This window comes from Nonomuraea sp. NEAU-A123 (assembly GCF_018603905.1).
Lineage (GTDB): Bacteria > Actinomycetota > Actinomycetes > Streptosporangiales > Streptosporangiaceae > Nonomuraea.
Genome location: NZ_JAHFZZ010000001.1, coordinates 459850 through 474677 on the forward strand (window position 1 = coordinate 459850; position 14828 = coordinate 474677).

Below are 14828 nucleotides of genomic sequence, written 5' to 3' on the forward strand. Positions count from 1 at the left end.
GTCCAATACCGATATGGACGATGCAAAGATATAAAGTTGGATATAGTTGCTGGTCATGGACCTTGTCCGGCATCTGCGCTACTTCACCGTGGTGGCGGAGGAACTCCACTTCGGCAATGCCGCGATCCGGCTCGGCATGGCCCAGCCGCCGCTCAGCCAGCGGATCAAGCGCCTGGAGGAGGAGCTCGGCGTGCGTCTCTTCGATCGTTCCGCCCGTCAGGTCCGGCTGACCGAGGCGGGCCACCTGCTGGTCGGCGAGGCCCGCGAGATCGTCGCCAGGGCCGATCGGCTGCGCGAGCTGGTCCGCCATGGCGCGGGCACGGTGCTCAAGCTCGGCGTCCCGCCCGACCTGGCCGCCGCGGTGATCGCCGCCCTGGTGGCCGGCTTCCGCGCCAGCAATCCGGACGTACGGCTCGCACCTGCGGAGATCTGGACGGCCGACCAGGTGGCCGCGCTGACCGAGGGCGCCATCGACGTCGGCATCGTGCGCCATCCGATCAGCGCGCCGGGACTGCGCTTCGGGCAGGTGCTGGTGCAGCCGCACGGCGTCCTGCTGGCCGAGGGGGACCCGCTGGCCCAGTCAGGGGAGCTGCACCTGGCCGACCTGGCGGGCCGTGAGCTGCTGCTGCCGCCCAAGGAGGGGGAGCCGGGGCTGCACGCCGCGACGCTGGCGGAGTGCCGCCACCACGGCTACGTGCCCGCGCAGGTGCATCAGGGCGTCGGGCTCGGACTGGTGCTGGCCGGGGTGGCGGTGGCGTTCGGGGCCAGGGTGGACCTGCCTGGGCTCGCCTGGCGCCCGCTGCTAGGCTCGCCGATCAGTTCCCGGGTCTCGACGGCCTGGCGAGTTGAGACGGACGCGGTCACCGGTTTCTCGGCAGTGGCCGTACGAACGCTGAAAGAGAGCGCCGGGATGACGGACGAGGCGGCGGCGCCCGTGCGGCACATCAGCCGCAGGCCGGGGATGCTGGCATGAACGAGCCGGACCTGACCGCCCTGTTCGGCTCGGCGGGGGTGACCGGGTGGCTGCACGCGGCCGACCTGCGTTCGGGCCGGGAGGTCGGGCTCGGCTCCGACGAGCCGCTGCCGATCGCCTCGATCTTCAAGGTGCCGCTGATGGTGGAGTTCTGCCGCCAGGCCGACGCCGGGCTGGTCGATCCGGCGAGCCGGGTGACCGTGGGGGCCGCCGACCGGGTGGCCGGGCCCACGGGCCTGTCCGCGATGCTGGACGACGTCACGATCTCCCTGCGCGACCTGGCCTACCTGATGATCGCGGTGAGCGACAACACCGCCGCCGACGCGCTCCTGGCCAGGGTCGGGCGCGACGCGGTCAACACGATGCTCGCCGGGTTCGGGCTGCCCGGCACGCGGGTGCGGCAGAGCTGCCGGGAGATCACCGAGAGCATGGCCGAGGACAGCGGCCACGGCTGGCCGTACCTCGATCCGGCGGACATCACCCGCTTGCGGGTGCTCGACCCGGCACGCACCAACAGCAGCACGCCGCGCGAGATGGCCGCGCTGTTCGGGCTGATCTGGCGGGATGAGGCGGCCTCGGCCGAGTCGTGCGCCTGGATGCGCGGCGTCCTGAACCTCCAGGTCTGGCCGCACCGGCTGGCCTCCGGCTTCCCGTACGACGACGTGGGGGTCGGCGGCAAGACCGGGACGCTCCCGACGCTCCGCAACGAGGCGGGCGTGGTCGAGTACCCCGACGGCGGCCAGTACGCGGTGGCGGTCTTCACCCGTTCGGTCAGCACCGCGCTCAACCAGCCGCGGGCCGACGCGGTGATCGGCACGGCCGCGCGTATGGCGGTGGACCACCTACGTCGGTAGCAAGTTATGTGGCGGCCTGGGTATGACTTTCCGTCTACCGGCCGACAGGATGGGGCACATGGTTGCTGAAGGCACGCTTCTCTGGGAACCGACCGAGGACATCGTCGCGCGCGCCAAGCTGACTCGCTACCTCGAGTGGCTGGGCCGGGCCGGGTCGGGGTACGAGGAGGTGTGGCGCTGGTCGGTCGACAGTCCAGCGGAGTTCTGGACGTCGATCTGGGACTATTTCCAGGTCATCGGCGAACGTGGTGACGGGCCCGTCATGACTGGGACGATGCCCGGCGCCGAATGGTTCACCGGAAGTTCCGTCAATTACGCGGAGAACGCGCTACGCGAACGTGACGGCATCGCGGCCGTCTTCGTCTCGGAGGACGGCGCCCGCCAGGAGCTGACCCACGCCGAGCTGCGCGACGAGGTCGCCCGTGTCCGGGCCGGCCTGGTACGCCTCGGCGTCCGGCGCGGCGACCGGGTGGCTGGCTACCTGCCGAACATCCCGCAGGCCCTGATCGCCTTCCTGGCCACCGCGTCCCTCGGCGCCATCTGGTCGGCCGGCTCCCCGGACTTCGGCGTGCCGAGCGTGGTCGACCGGTTCAAGCAGATCGAGCCCAAGGTGCTGATCGCGGTCGACGGCTACCACTACAACGGCAAGAGCTACGACCGGTCGGCGGCCGTCAACGAGATCGCCGCCGAGCTGCCCTCGCTCCGCGCGACCGTCTGGATCCCGTACCTCACGGCGGCGGAGGAGGGGCAGCCGCCGCAGCAGGCCGAGCCCGGCGCCGCGCACACCGACTCCGTGCCGCACGGCGAGGTGATCGGCTGGGAGGGGCTGCGCGCGGAGGAGGCGCTGCTGGAGTTCGAGCGGGTGCCCTTCGATCACCCGCTGTGGATCCTCTACTCCAGCGGCACGACAGGGCTGCCCAAGCCCATCGTGCACGGGCACGGGGGAGTGATACTCGAACACCTCAAGTCGCTCTCCTTCCACCAGGATCTCGGCGAGGGGGATGTGTTCTTCTGGTACACCACCACGGGCTGGATGATGTGGAACTACCTCATCGGCGCCCTGCTGGTGGGCGCCACCCCGGTGCTGTACGACGGCTCGGCCACCCATCCCTCGGCCGCCGTGCTCTGGCGGATCGCCGCCTCGGAAGGGGTGACCTACTTCGGGGTCGGCGCGCCGTACATCATGGCCTCGCTGAAGGCCGGGATCGTGCCCGAGGGGCTGGAGGCGCTGCGCGGCATCGGCTCGACCGGGTCGCCGCTGCCGCCGGAGGGGTTCGCCTGGGTGGCCGAGCAGTTGCCGGGGATGCCGCTCGGGTCGTTCTCCGGCGGCACCGACGTGTGCACGGGGTTCGTCGGCGCGACCATGCTGCATCCGATCAGGGCGGGCATCATCCCCTGCCGGTCGCTGGGGGCGCGGGTGGAGTCGTTCAACCCCCTGGGCGAGCCGGTCGTGGGGGAGGTGGGCGAGCTCGTGCTCACGCAGCCGATGCCGTCGATGCCGGTCATGTTCTGGAACGACCCCGACGGTGAGCGCTACCGCGAGAGCTACTTCGACGTCTACCCGGGCGTGTGGCGGCACGGCGACTGGATCAAGCTGAACGAGGACGGGAGCTGCGTGATCTACGGCCGCTCCGACTCGACCCTGAACCGGGGCGGCGTCCGGATGGGCACCAGCGAGTTCTACCGGGTCGTCGAGCGGTTCGAGGAGATCGCCGACAGCCTGGTGATCGACACCGGCCAGCTCGGGCAGGAGGGGCGGCTGCTGCTCTACCTCACGCTGGCGGAGGGGGCCACACTGTCGGACGCGCTGGTCGATGCCCTGCGTACGGCCCTGCGGCAGGAGCTGTCACCCCGGCACGTGCCCAACGAGATCCACGCGGTGCCCGGCATCCCGCGCACCCTGTCGGGCAAGAAGCTCGAGGTGCCGGTCCGCAAGATCCTCCTCGGCACCCCGGTCGAGGAGGCGGCCAACCCCGACGCCATGGCCAACCCCGAGGTGCTGCGCCACTTCAAGCCCTGACCCCCCTCGCCGCGTCAGGCAGCCGCCCTGAGCGGGCGCAGCGCCGTGCCCCAGGAGACGATCTGGTCCAGCATCGTGGTGACCGCCTCCTCCCGGTGCGCCGCCGGCTTGAAGTCGGTGAACCCCTCGAAGTCCGTGTAGAGCGAGAGCGCGACCTGGGCCGACACGTCGGCGACCTTGACCCGGCCGAGCATCTGCCGCAGGTGCTCGGCCGCGCGGGCGCCGCCGTCGACGCCGTAGCTGACGAAGCCGGCCGCCTTGTCCGCCCACTCGGCGTAGAGGAAGTCGATCGCGTTCTTCAGCACGCCCGTGGTGGAGCTGTTGTACTCCGGGGTCACGAACACGAACCCGTCGAGTGAGGCGATGCGCTCCGACCAGGCGCGGGTGTGGGGGTGTTCGTACTGGCCAAAGGCCGCCGGGAGCGTCTCGTCCAGATGCGGCAGGGGGAAGTCCCGCAGGTCCACCAGCTCGAACTCGGCGTCTCCCCGTTTGACGGCCAGATCGCGCACCCACTCGGCGACGGTCTCCGCCTTGCGGCCCGGCCGGGTGCTGCCGACGATGATGCCAATCTTGATCATTACTTAACCTCTTCATCCAGATTTATGATGATTTTTCCGTGTGTCTGGCCGGCCTCGGCCCGGCGATGCACACCGTCGAGGCCGGTCAGCGGGTGAGACTCCGTGATCTCGACCACGAGCTCGCCCTTGTCGATCAGCGCCACCAGCCGGGCCAGCTGCGCCGGGTCGTTGCGGGCCACGAAGTGGCTGGCCCGGGGCGACTCGATCGGGGTGGCGATGGTGACGATCACCTCGCCCAAGGTGGCCAGCGCCGCCGCCTGCTCCGGGCTGATGGCCGCCAGGTTGAGCACCACGTCCATCCCGCCGGGCAGCGGGGTCGTGGTGTAGTCGACGACCTCGTCGGCGCCATAGCGCCGCACCGCCGCCGCGCTGCGCGGACTGGCCGTGGCTGTCACGGTCGCGCCCGCCAGCTTGGCCAGTTGCACGGCGAACAGCCCCACCCCGCCACCCGCCCCGTTGATCAGCACCCGTTGCCCCGGCCCGATGCGCGCGTGCTCGTGGACCGCCTGCCAGGCGGTGAGCCCGGCGACCGGGATGGCGGCCGCATCCGCCAGGGGGAGCCGCTCCGGCGCCCCGGTCAGCGCGCTGGCCGCCGCTACCGTGTACTCGGCCGCCGCCCCCTCCACGAGGCCGATGACCCGGTCGCCGACGGCCGGCCCACGTACGCCCGCCCCCACTTCGACGACCGTGCCGGAGAGATCCAGACCCAGCGTGTACGGAAGGGTGACGGGGAGCAGGTCGCGCAGGAACCCGGCCCGCAACCCCACCTCGGACGGGTTGAACGAGGTGGCGGCGACCCGGACCAGCACCTCCCCGGGCCCCGGCGACGGCCGGGGGATCCGGTCGTAGCGGATCACGGAGGCGTCGCCGTACTCGTGGATCCGGGCGGCGGACATCAGCGCTGTGCTCATGTGAAACAACCGTAGAAGCCGGTGGCGAGATGGCCAATGCTCCTGTGTCTGCATTTTCTACGCGATCGTCTCATGGGGTAGACTTCGACCATGGACGTGCTCAGTGATGTGATCGCGATCGTACGCACCGGACGGCCGCGCTCAGCGCTCATCGAGTGGCACGCCCCATGGGGGCAGCGGTTCCCGTCGGCTCCGGGCTCGGCCGGCTTCCAGGTGGTCGTCCAGGGCTCCCCGTGGCTCATCCCGCCGGACGGCGACCCGATCCCGCTGAGCGTCGGCGACGTGGTCTTCTTCCCGCACGGCCACGGCTACGCGATGGCCGACAGCCCGGCCACCCCGGTGGTCGAGCCCGACTGCGACCCCCAGCTGGAGGCGGGACTGTTCGCCTCGGCGTCCAGCGAGGGGCCCGGCGCGGCCACGATCCTGCTCTGCGGCGGCTACCGGCTCGACCCCAACCGGGCCCACCCGCTCCTGCGCGACCTGCCCGACATGGTGCACCTGCCCGCCCGGCTGGGCCACCACCCCGAGCTCCGCGCGGCCGTCGACCTGCTCGGCAGCGAGATCTGCAATCCGCGCCTGGGCGCCGACACCGTCGTCTCCTCACTGCTCGACACGCTGCTGCTGTTCATCCTGCGCGCCTGGCTCGACACCGAGCCCGAGCACTGCCAGACCGGCGGCTGGGCCGTCGCCCTCGCAGACCCCGCGATCAGCGCGGCGCTCAACGCCATCCACCGCGATCCCGCACATCCCTGGACGGTCCAGGAGCTCGGCGGCAAAGCCGGGCTCTCCCGCGCGGCCTTCTCCCGCCGCTTCACCACCCTGATCGGCCAGCCGCCGCTCACCTACCTCACGTGGTGGCGCCTGGCCAGGGCGGCCCGCCTGCTCCGCGAGTCGGAGGACTCGCTGAGCGAGATCTCCTCGCGCGTCGGCTACACCTCCGAGTTCGCCTTCGCCAACGCCTTCAAGCGCGAATACGGCACACCGCCCGGCAGATACCGCCGCCAGGTTTGCCCGCAGCCCCAGCATGCCGGCGTGGCGGAAGCGCCTTAGAACCCGAAGAGCGGCAGGCAGGGCTCCAGGTTGTGGATCTCGATGCCGTCCATGGGCTTCCAGTCGTCCCGCGGCAGGCGGAAGCGGCGGCTCGTCGCCACCTCACCCTTCCGGTTGTGCAGGGTGATGCCGTCCTCGTGATAGCCGAGCCGGCGCGTCACCGCGAGCGAGGCGTGGTTGTCATGGAACGCCTCCGTCGTCGCGTACTCCGCGCCCAGGCCCTCGAAGGCCAGTTGGAGCACGGCCGCGCGCATCTCCCTGCCGATGCCCCTGCCCTGGAAGCGTTTGCCGAGCCACGAGCCCGAGCCGGCCTCCCGCGTGACCAGGAAGTCGGCGGCCGTCAGCGCCTGCACGCCGACCACCTGTCCGTCGGAGACCACCGCGAACTCCAGCGTCCACTTGTCCCGGCTGAACTCGGCCCAGGTGCGGAAGTGATAGCGGATGGTGGCCGTGGCCCGATCCCGCGGCTCGGCGTCGGACCACGGGAACAGGAACGGCATGTATCCCGGCTCGTGCACGCCCTCGGCCGCCCGGTCACCGAGCTCGTCGAGGTCCGCGAGCGACGGCATGCGGAGTTCGAGACGCGGGGTGGTGATGGAGAGCTCGAGAAGCGGCCAGTTGCGCATGTTGTCGATCTTCCCAGGTCAACCACCGGCCAGGCGACCGATTTAGACACCCTGGGGCAGGTGAAAGATCCGGCCGGGATCGTAGGCGGCCTTCACGGCGGCCAGGCGCGGCGCGTTGGCGCCGTAGTAGGCGGTGCGCCAGTCGGTCAGGTCCGGGTCGATGTAGTTCACGTACGCGTGATCGCCCAGGTGCGTCCGCATGTCGGCGTGGATGCCGCGCAGCCAGGCCCGGCCGGTGCCCTTGGAGTAGTACTGGACGCCGAACAGCGCCGCCCGGTGCGGGAAGGCGGTGGCGTCCGGGCGGACTCGGGCGACCGCGCCGCCCAGGGCGTCCAACTGCACGGTGTGCCGGCCCGCCCGGGCCACCCCGGCCACCAGCGCCTTGATCCCGTCCGCCGACAGCTTCCGGTAGGCCAGGTGCGACTTGGCCGCGAAGGTGTCCCTGCTGAGCCGGCCGGCGGCGGTCTGACCTGGTAAATGGCACTGCGCGACCGAGAGCGACGAGCACCCGGCCATGATCATCATGGCGTGCTGGTAGGACGTCGCGGTGGCGTAGCGGGACGAGGGAGCGCCGATCCCGGCGACGAGCGGCGCCAGGAGGCGGTCGAGCTCCGCCTTCCCGCCCAGGTAGGTGCCGCCGATCTGCACGTCCAGCCCGTTGTCGTTCGACAGGTGCAGGGTGGACCACAGTTCGTCCGGCGCGGTGGGCGCCCAGGACTGCCAGGCCTTGACCGCCGCACCGGCCTTGCTCCACGGCCAGTGCAGGAAGAAGACCGTGATGCCGCGGGTCTGGTGGGTGCGGAAGGTGAAGGACACCGCCACGCCGAAGTTCCCGCCGCCGCCGCCCCGGCACGCCCAGTAGAGGTCCGGGTGCCGGTCGGCGTCGCAGGTCAGGAGGCGGCCGTCGGCCGTGACGATCTGTACGGATTCGAGGGTGTCGCAGGTCAGGCCGTACTTCCTGGAGACCACGCCGATCCCGCCGCCCAGCGCCAGGCCGCTCACCCCGACCGTGGGGCACGAACCGGCCGGGATGCTCACGCCGTGGCGGCCCAGCTTGTCGTAGACGTCGACCAGCTTGGCCCCGGCGCCGACCGTGGCGCGGCCGCCTTTGTAGCCGACGGAGTTCATCCGTGAGACGTCGATCACCAGGCCGGTGCCGGTGGACCAGCCCGCGTAGGAGTGGCCGCCCGAGCGGGCGGTGACGGGGAGGCGGTTCGTGCGGACGAAGGACAGGCACGCGGAGACATCGGCCGGGCTCGCGCAGTAGGCGACGCCGCCCGGCCTGATGCCGTCGAAGGCGGGGTTGAACAGGCGCTTGGCCGCGTCGTAGCCCGCGTCGGCCGGCCGCACCAGCGTGCCGGTGAGGTGGCGGCGCAGTCCGGCCCAGTCGGGGGCGGAGGAGGCGAGCGCGGGCGGCGTGGAGACCAGCCAGAGCATGGGCGCCAGCGTGGCGGCGCGGAGGAAGTCGCGGCGGTCCATGGTCGTCTCCCGGTGATCGTGGTGAACCGATCGGTGAGACGGTCCCGGAGGCCGTCAGGTTGGTCACAAATGCATTACTAAACTGCCCGGTCCGCCCGCCTGAGCGCGCTCAGGCGGGCGGACCGGGGGATCAACCCGCTCGTACCGCTACGGACTCATTGAGGCGCAGGGCCAGCGCGGGACACATGTCCACGGCTCGGCGAGCCTCTTTCGCCATCCAGCCCGGCACGGTCTTGAAGGAGGGGAAGCCGTATTCGTCCAGTTCCACGAATTCCGGCAGGAGGTGCGCGCACAGGCCGTGGCCCTGGCAACGCGTCCAGTCCACCTCCACGCGGTATTCGGGCTGCTCCTCGTGCTCCGGGAGGGGGAGCACGCCGCGGGTCGGCCGGCCGCACGAGCCGTACTCGAGGTGGAGCGCGATGTCGCTCTCGAAGGCGTCCAGGGAGGACAGGACGAACCTGGCCGTGCCGTCGGGGTGGAAGCAGGCGCCTCTCCGCTCGACGGCCCGTACGGTGCGGCGTACCGCGTCCGTGGACCCGGTGCCCTCGGCCAGAGCGAGCAGCGCCCGAGCCACGTCGGGCAGCCCGAGGCGGCACGGGCCGCACTGGCCCGACGACTGGGCGGCGAGGTAGGCCGCCACCCGGGTCGTCTCGCCGAGCGGGCAGGTCGAGTCGCCGAGCGGCACCACGATCCCGGCGCCCAGCTCGCCGCCCTTCGCCTTCATGCCTTCGCGCGAGATGACGGCCGTGAGGGCGTTCTCGTAGCTCATCCAGGCGCCGTGGTAGCCGCCCATGAGCACGCCGTCGCCGATCTCCGCCTCGCACATGTCGAGGACGTCGATCAGCGGGGTGCCCGTGGGCGCCTCCACGACGGCGGGGTTGGTGGCGCCGCCGCTCACGCTGAGCAGCACGGTGCCGGGCTCCTTGGCGGTGCCGTACTCGGCGTAGCCTTCGGGGCCGTACTCGGCGAGCAGGGCGAGCTGCGCGAACGTCTCGGTGTTCGACAGCAGCGTGGGCAGGCCGTCCACGCCGCTCTCGGCGGCGCGCTTCTTACGGCCGTTGGGGATCGCCTCCCCGCCGTTCACGCCGCGCACAAGGGCGCCGCCTTCGCCCGAGATGAACCTCTCCTCAAGGGCGACCACCCGGATCCGCACATGGCTCTCCGTGCCGCCCGCCACGTTGGCGGCGCGCCGCTCGGCCACCGCGGCGGAGACCGACGCCTCGGCCACTTCGCCGCCGGACCCGATCGCCACGACGACCTCGCGCGCGTGCAGGGCCTCAGCGGCGAGGACCGCGCCGTCGAGCACGAGGTGGGGGTTGCGGATGAGCATCATGGTGTCCTTGAAGCTGGCCGGCTCGCCCTCCGAGCCGTTCACCAGCACGACACTCTCGCGGGCCCCGGCGGCGTCGGCGACCGCGCGCATCTTGCGGCCGACCGGAAACGCCGCTCCGCCCCTTCCGCGCATGTCGACCTCGTTCACCTGGGCGATCAAGGTCTCGATATCGCGCAACGCCGGCTCGCCGTGGAGCGTCCGGTGTGCGGGCAGATCGATCCGCCTTGTGTGCTCCAGCCCGGCGGTCAGCCGGGCCGGGCCCACGCGTAAAACGCGTGGGACTCTCTGCGGGATCACTCTGGCGCCTCCTGGGCATTCCTGTGCGGTCTCATCCCGCCTCCCGGTACTTCCTACGCGCCGCGTCGAGGCTCACCGGCGCGTTGACGTCCACCGGTCGTGCGACCGGCGACCTGTCGACCTCCGGTGTCTTCACCCATTCCGGCTGGACGGCCGGCCTGAGGATGGTGGCCACCACTCGAACGAGCAGTGCCCCGCCGACGGCGGCCAGGCAGGCGATGTACGACCACGCCACCCAGTCCGCCGGCGTACGGCCCGCGGTCAGACCATGCATGATGGCCACGGGCCAGGACAGGTACGCGGTGGCGTGGAGCGTCCGCCATATCCACGGCCTGGACGTCACCGCGAACCGTCCTCGCATCATCCCCGACACAACGATGATCACCATCATGTCGAAGGCTACAGCGCCGAATCCCACATAGATACCGGCAATTGGGACCACTGTCGCGGCCAGCGGGGCATGGCCCAGACTGACCATGAGGGTGATGTGCGTGACCAGGTAGGCCATCCCGATCGCCGCTGTGGCCCGGTGTGCCAGCTGTGCCCTGACCCTGTTGGACGGGGACAGGAAGACGCGTTCGGTGGTGAGCAGGCCGAGCCCGACCGTCGCGCTCAGCAGCACCAGGGCGAACACGCCCGCGTAGAACTCGAGGAAAGCCACCCCTTGCCCGAGCATTGAGATCCCGGTGTTGGTCCTGGTCAGGAGGAACCCTGACAGGACCAACGCGGCGATCGCAGCGCTCACTCCGAACCGGACGTTCCTGGAGTCCAGCTTGCTCGGAGCGTGCCGGGGCAGTCTTTTGTGGAGCATCGATTCCCTCCATGGTCGTCGATTGAGGGTGCGACTCGGGAGGGCCGATCTACGTCAGCAACGGCGGCCGCGGTTGATGCAGTTGACCACGAACGCCATGAGCTGATCCGACATCACGTTCGCGAAGTCGGCGTGATCGGTCACCGGGTTGTGCTTCTGCTCAGGGAACGAGTCCACGGCGAAGGACGGCCCCTGTGGAACCGAGTACGTCAAGGTCATGCGCAGCTGTGGGATGGCCTTGGTTCCCTGTGCACAGGCGCCACCCTGTCCCGGGAACACCACGTGTGTGCGGTGGTTGGCGCTGTCGGTGTTCTGGCCGTCCCAGCAGCTTGGGAAGTCTAGGATACGGACGACTTGGCTGCCGCGTGGGCAGAGCGGATATTTGTTATTTGTGATGCGGTTCTGGAAGCCGGTACACGTCCACGCCGCGCGTGCGTTGGCGCCGCCGTTCGTGGCCGCCTTGGCGTCACCCATGATGAGCTTGAGGAACCTCGGCATCGCGGTCACCTTGGCCGTCGCGTTGCCGCGGAACTGAAGGGTGACCTGGCGGGCCCGCAGGACCTGGCCGACGTTGCCGTCCGCGTCGGCACTGTTGGCGTCCGACTTCCGGTCGCGGAGCACCGGCCAGAAGTAGGCCGACTTGTCGCCGAACCGGCAGGTGGTGCCACCCGCTGAGAGGCTCTGGTCCGTCGAGAACCCGTTCGTCGTCAGGTTGCCCACGTAGTCGTGCAGGTGGTGCGCGCCGTTGCTCACGCCCGGTGCGACGATGAAGTTGTCCGGGTTGTTGTGCTTATTGCCGTTCGTCCCACAGGCTGAGACGAACGTGCCCCTGGAGCCGTTCCTGCCGATCTGGAAGTTGTCGAGCTGACCGCGGCCGACCTGGCGGATGTCGACGAAGTCCTCGGGGAACGGGCCGAGGTCGGCGCATTCCTCTTCCTGACCCGTCCCGGTGGCCGAGGGGGAGGGGGAGGGGGAGGGGGACGCGGACTGGGTGGGGTTCTGGTTGTTGTTGTTATTGCCGTTGCCCCTGCGCCGGAGCTGCTGCGGCTGGTCAGTGGCGGCAGCGGTGTCCTGCGCGTCGGGGGCGGTGGTGTCCTGCGCGTCAGGCGCGGCGGTGTCCTGCTGCCCGTCGGGCGCCGGGGTCGGCGCGGCCAAGAGGGCCCCGCCGCCTTGCTGCTGCTGATCCTGCTGCTGGCCCTGGTCCTGCTGCTGACCCTGCTGGTCCTGCTGCTGGCCCTGGTCCTGCTGTTGCTGATCCTGACCGTCTGGAGCCTGCTGGTCCTGGTTGTCCGGGGCCTGCTGCTGCCGCTGTTGTTGCGTCGGCGATTGAGACTGCTGCGCCTGCTGGTTGGTCTCGTTGGCCGGATCGCAATGGTCCGCAATCGCTGGACCGACGCCGATCACGGCCGCGGACACCAGGCCGCCGGCCATCACGGCCAGAGCGGACACGGCCGCGGCCGCGCGTCTGGATCTCCTCATTATTGTCTCCTCGTTTCGACCGCCGTTGCGACGGGTGGAACAGGTGAGGGCGTCGGGGGCTCGGGGAGCTCACCGAAGTCCACCAAGCCGGTGCCTTCGAGCAGCGTCATGTGCTTCAGCACCACGGTGTTCGCCGTGTTGGCGAACTTCCTGATCTCCTCGTTGCGGGTCCCCGCCCGCACGTCAGCCACGACGGCGAAGACCTTGCCGTGCGCGGCTCGCAACAGGTTGGCGAAGTCCTTGTCGAAGGCGGGACCCTTCTCCGTGGACAGCTGGGCCATCCAGCTCTGCTGATCGGCGTTCGCCGTGTCGGGTATGGGCACGCCGAGTTTCGCGGCGAGCGCGCGAGTCGCCACGTCCAGCTTCGTGTGATCTTCGACCAGGTGCTTCCCGGTCTCCTTCACGGCTGCGGACTCGGCGCGTGTCTGGGCCCATTGGCCAACTGGAATCTCCCAGAGGCCTGCCTGGCGTACCCTGACAAGCAGGTCACGGTCCGACGGCCCGAGAGGACCGGCGGCCGATTGCGTGTACTGGGTGGCTCCCGCTGAGGTCCCTGTCGGCAGGACCAGCAGGATCGTGACCGTGGCAGCCACTGCGAAGCCGCCGAACATGAGCAGTTCGCCGCGCAAAAGCCTGTGCATGATCGGAGGTACGCGGGCCTTCGGGGACCGGTTCACTCCAGAGTACGGAATAGTCAGAAATGACTGGAGTTATCGGAGTGGCTACCGGAGGCATAACGAAGGTGTAAAGATGTGCCCCGTGCTAGGTCATCTCGCCGGCAGGTTAGAGAGTACGGATGCCGAAGCGGAACACCGCATTGCGGTGCTCTACCAGGAGTTCGGCGGTCCTCTGCTGCGCCATGTACGCAAGTCGACCGGGAACGATCTTCAATGGGCCGAAGACGTCGTTCAAGAGACGATCGTAAGAGCCTGGCGACACTCGGCAAGACTGCAATGGGAGCCCAGCCTCATCTGGGCATGGCTACTGACGGTAGCGCGCCGTATCGTAATCGACGGACGCCGGCGCAAGAGTGTTCGGCCACACGAGGTCGAGCCGCCGGAAGTCGACATGCTGGCGGTGCCAGACGGCTCGGAGCGGGCGCTCTCGGCCATGGTGGTCGCGGACGCGCTTCGGAGCCTGTCCGACGAACACCGGGAAGTGATTGAGCAGACCTACCTTCGGGACCGTACGATAAGTGAAGCGGCGGAGATTCTGGGGATCCCGCCGGGCACGGTGAAGTCCAGGCTCTACTACGGGATCCGGGCTCTCCGTGTGCTTCTGCAGGACAAGGGGGTAGCCGGGTAATGCATGAAGGGGTGGCCGCCTACGTCCTCGGTGTCCTCGACGATGAGGAGATAGAGGAGTTCGAGCGCCACCTCGACACATGCGCACGGTGCCAGGCGGAGCTCCAGGACATGGCCGAGATTCCGGGTCGGCTCGACGAGCTGAAGGACTTGCCCGCCGCCTCCGAAGACGACCCACCTATGTCGATGTCACGTTGACGTTCTTCCCCTTTTCGGGTGATATCGATACGGCGAGGCGCGTACGCCCGGTCGATCAGATCGGGCGGCTTGGGGGAGGTGTTCGGTGGGCATCCACGGCGATGCGACCGTCCCTCCTGACCGGCGATTCGGCGAGGAGGGCGGCCGGCTCTCCTATGGCGCCTATCTCCGCCTGCCCGAGCTGCTCGCTCAGCAGCAGCCTCAGTCCGAGGCGCCTGACGAGCTGCTGTTCATCACCATCCACCAGGTCTACGAGCTGTGGTTCAAGTTGCTGCTGCACGAGCTGGAGGTCGGCAGAGAGGCCATGTTCCATGGCGAGCTCTGGCAGGCCAGGCACGTGTTCAAGCGGGTCCACGCGGTGGAGCGGGTGCTGATCGAACAGGTCGAGGTCCTGGAGACGATGACGCCCCAGGACTTCTTGGAGTTCCGGGCCAAGCTGGCCCCGGCGAGCGGCTTCCAGTCCGTGCAGTTCCGCGAGCTGGAGTTCCTGTCGGGGCTGAAGGACGCCCGCTACCTCGGCCGGCTGAGGCACGCCAGCGAAGCCGAACTCATCAGGCTGCGCCGTCGGCTCGACGAGCCGTCGCTGTGGGATGCTTATCTCACCGCCCTTTCCCTGCGTGGCCTGCCGGTCTCCGACGACGAGATCATGGGCACGCTGCTGGCCGTGGCGAGGGACCGCGGGTCGTACGACGACCTGTGGCAACTGGCCGAAGACCTGATGACCCACGACGAGACCGCCGCTCAGTGGCGGACCCGTCACGTCCAGATGGTCGAACGTCAGATCGGCACCAAGTCCGGCACCGGCGGATCGACGGGTGCCCCCTACCTGCGCGGTAGAACCCGCCTGCACTACTTCCCGCTGTTGTGGGAACTAAGGGCCTGGCTGTGACAAGCCATGGCGAACCCTCACAAAGG

Annotated in this window: 15 protein-coding genes; 7 read left to right on the top strand and 8 right to left on the bottom strand. The window is 69.6% G+C overall.

Annotation, left to right across the window (positions count from 1 at the left end; all coding sequences use genetic code 11):
• Positions 1-55: 55 nt before the first annotated feature.
• From KLK06_RS02215 to KLK06_RS02225, 3 genes are read left to right on the top strand one after another with little or no spacing between them, the layout of a single operon-like run.
• Positions 56-973: a LysR family transcriptional regulator gene (locus KLK06_RS02215; RefSeq protein WP_214633543.1), complete on the top strand. Its 918-nt coding sequence runs from the start codon at positions 56-58 to the stop codon at positions 971-973.
• Positions 970-1827 carry a serine hydrolase gene (locus KLK06_RS02220; RefSeq protein ID WP_214633544.1) on the top strand — a complete coding sequence of 286 codons (858 nt, stop codon included), beginning with the start codon at positions 970-972 and terminating at the stop codon, positions 1825-1827. Before KLK06_RS02215 ends, KLK06_RS02220 begins: the two co-directional genes overlap by 4 nt.
• A 58-nt stretch (positions 1828-1885) precedes the next feature.
• Positions 1886-3847 (top strand): acetoacetate--CoA ligase, encoded by a 1962-nt coding sequence (locus KLK06_RS02225; protein ID WP_214633545.1) that lies wholly within the window; start codon positions 1886-1888, stop codon positions 3845-3847.
• A 14-nt stretch (positions 3848-3861) separates the two neighbouring features.
• Here KLK06_RS02225 and KLK06_RS02230 read toward each other — a convergent pair whose 3' ends face one another.
• Positions 3862-4425 carry an NADPH-dependent FMN reductase gene (locus tag KLK06_RS02230; RefSeq protein ID WP_214633546.1) on the bottom strand — a complete coding sequence of 188 codons (564 nt, stop codon included), beginning with the start codon at positions 4423-4425 and terminating at the stop codon, positions 3862-3864.
• Complete coding sequence (locus tag KLK06_RS02235) at positions 4425-5336, bottom strand: NADP-dependent oxidoreductase (protein WP_214633547.1); 912 nt, start codon at positions 5334-5336, stop codon at positions 4425-4427. The genes KLK06_RS02230 and KLK06_RS02235 overlap by 1 nt, the downstream gene beginning before the upstream one ends.
• A 90-nt stretch (positions 5337-5426) precedes the next feature.
• Here KLK06_RS02235 and KLK06_RS02240 point away from each other — a divergent pair, with 90 nt between their 5' ends.
• Positions 5427-6386 (top strand): AraC family transcriptional regulator, encoded by a 960-nt coding sequence (locus tag KLK06_RS02240; RefSeq protein ID WP_214633548.1) that lies wholly within the window; start codon positions 5427-5429, stop codon positions 6384-6386.
• Here the strand turns inward: KLK06_RS02240 and KLK06_RS02245 are convergent.
• From KLK06_RS02245 to KLK06_RS02270, 6 genes are all read right to left on the bottom strand, one after another.
• On the bottom strand, positions 6383-7012 hold the full coding sequence (locus KLK06_RS02245; protein ID WP_214633549.1) for a GNAT family N-acetyltransferase: 630 nt from the start codon (positions 7010-7012) through the stop codon (positions 6383-6385). The two genes, KLK06_RS02240 and KLK06_RS02245, sit on opposite strands and share 4 nt — an antisense overlap.
• Positions 7013-7054: 42 nt before the next feature.
• Entirely contained in the window at positions 7055-8491 is a 1437-nt protein-coding gene (locus KLK06_RS02250) for an FAD-binding oxidoreductase (protein ID WP_214633550.1), read from the bottom strand.
• A 130-nt stretch (positions 8492-8621) separates the two neighbouring features.
• Entirely contained in the window at positions 8622-10121 is a 1500-nt protein-coding gene (locus tag KLK06_RS02255) for a ferredoxin (RefSeq protein ID WP_308168069.1), read from the bottom strand.
• A gap of 31 nt (positions 10122-10152) precedes the next feature.
• Positions 10153-10932 carry a hypothetical protein gene (locus KLK06_RS02260; RefSeq protein WP_214633551.1) on the bottom strand — a complete coding sequence of 260 codons (780 nt, stop codon included), beginning with the start codon at positions 10930-10932 and terminating at the stop codon, positions 10153-10155.
• 54 nt (positions 10933-10986) lie between these two features.
• Positions 10987-12411 carry a DUF1996 domain-containing protein gene (locus tag KLK06_RS02265; RefSeq protein ID WP_214633552.1) on the bottom strand — a complete coding sequence of 475 codons (1425 nt, stop codon included), beginning with the start codon at positions 12409-12411 and terminating at the stop codon, positions 10987-10989.
• Complete coding sequence (locus KLK06_RS02270; protein WP_214633553.1) at positions 12411-13052, bottom strand: DUF4142 domain-containing protein; 642 nt, start codon at positions 13050-13052, stop codon at positions 12411-12413. Before KLK06_RS02270 ends, KLK06_RS02265 begins: the two co-directional genes overlap by 1 nt.
• A gap of 109 nt (positions 13053-13161) precedes the next feature.
• Between KLK06_RS02270 and KLK06_RS02275 the strand changes: the two genes are divergently transcribed.
• The 3 genes from KLK06_RS02275 to KLK06_RS62155 all read left to right on the top strand — a co-directional run bounded on the left by KLK06_RS02275 (position 13162) and on the right by KLK06_RS62155 (position 14802).
• A complete protein-coding gene (locus KLK06_RS02275) occupies positions 13162-13716 on the top strand; it encodes a sigma-70 family RNA polymerase sigma factor (protein WP_250904748.1) in 555 nt (184 codons plus the stop codon).
• Between the two features lie 11 nt (positions 13717-13727).
• Positions 13728-13913, top strand: coding sequence for a zf-HC2 domain-containing protein (locus KLK06_RS02280; protein WP_308168070.1), 186 nt, complete (start codon positions 13728-13730; stop codon positions 13911-13913).
• Positions 13914-13998: 85 nt separating this feature from the next.
• Positions 13999-14802 carry a tryptophan 2,3-dioxygenase gene (locus KLK06_RS62155; protein WP_214633555.1) on the top strand — a complete coding sequence of 268 codons (804 nt, stop codon included), beginning with the start codon at positions 13999-14001 and terminating at the stop codon, positions 14800-14802.
• Positions 14803-14828 lie beyond the last annotated feature (26 nt).

Bases quoted from the DNA above. Each gene is read 5' to 3' on its own strand.
- KLK06_RS02215 (WP_214633543.1), top strand. From the start codon at position 56: ATGGACCTTGTCCGGCATCTGCGCTACTTCACCGTGGTGGCGGAGGAA.
- KLK06_RS02220 (WP_214633544.1), top strand. From the start codon at position 970: ATGAACGAGCCGGACCTGACCGCCCTGTTCGGCTCGGCGGGGGTGACC.
- KLK06_RS02225 (WP_214633545.1), top strand. From the start codon at position 1,886: ATGGTTGCTGAAGGCACGCTTCTCTGGGAACCGACCGAGGACATCGTC.
- KLK06_RS02230 (WP_214633546.1), bottom strand. From the start codon at position 4,425: ATGATCAAGATTGGCATCATCGTCGGCAGCACCCGGCCGGGCCGCAAG.
- KLK06_RS02235 (WP_214633547.1), bottom strand. From the start codon at position 5,336: ATGAGCACAGCGCTGATGTCCGCCGCCCGGATCCACGAGTACGGCGAC.
- KLK06_RS02240 (WP_214633548.1), top strand. From the start codon at position 5,427: ATGGACGTGCTCAGTGATGTGATCGCGATCGTACGCACCGGACGGCCG.
- KLK06_RS02245 (WP_214633549.1), bottom strand. From the start codon at position 7,012: ATGCGCAACTGGCCGCTTCTCGAGCTCTCCATCACCACCCCGCGTCTC.
- KLK06_RS02250 (WP_214633550.1), bottom strand. From the start codon at position 8,491: ATGGACCGCCGCGACTTCCTCCGCGCCGCCACGCTGGCGCCCATGCTC.
- KLK06_RS02260 (WP_214633551.1), bottom strand. From the start codon at position 10,932: ATGCTCCACAAAAGACTGCCCCGGCACGCTCCGAGCAAGCTGGACTCC.
- KLK06_RS02265 (WP_214633552.1), bottom strand. From the start codon at position 12,411: ATGAGGAGATCCAGACGCGCGGCCGCGGCCGTGTCCGCTCTGGCCGTG.
- KLK06_RS02270 (WP_214633553.1), bottom strand. From the start codon at position 13,052: ATGCACAGGCTTTTGCGCGGCGAACTGCTCATGTTCGGCGGCTTCGCA.
- KLK06_RS02275 (WP_250904748.1), top strand. From the start codon at position 13,162: ATGTGCCCCGTGCTAGGTCATCTCGCCGGCAGGTTAGAGAGTACGGAT.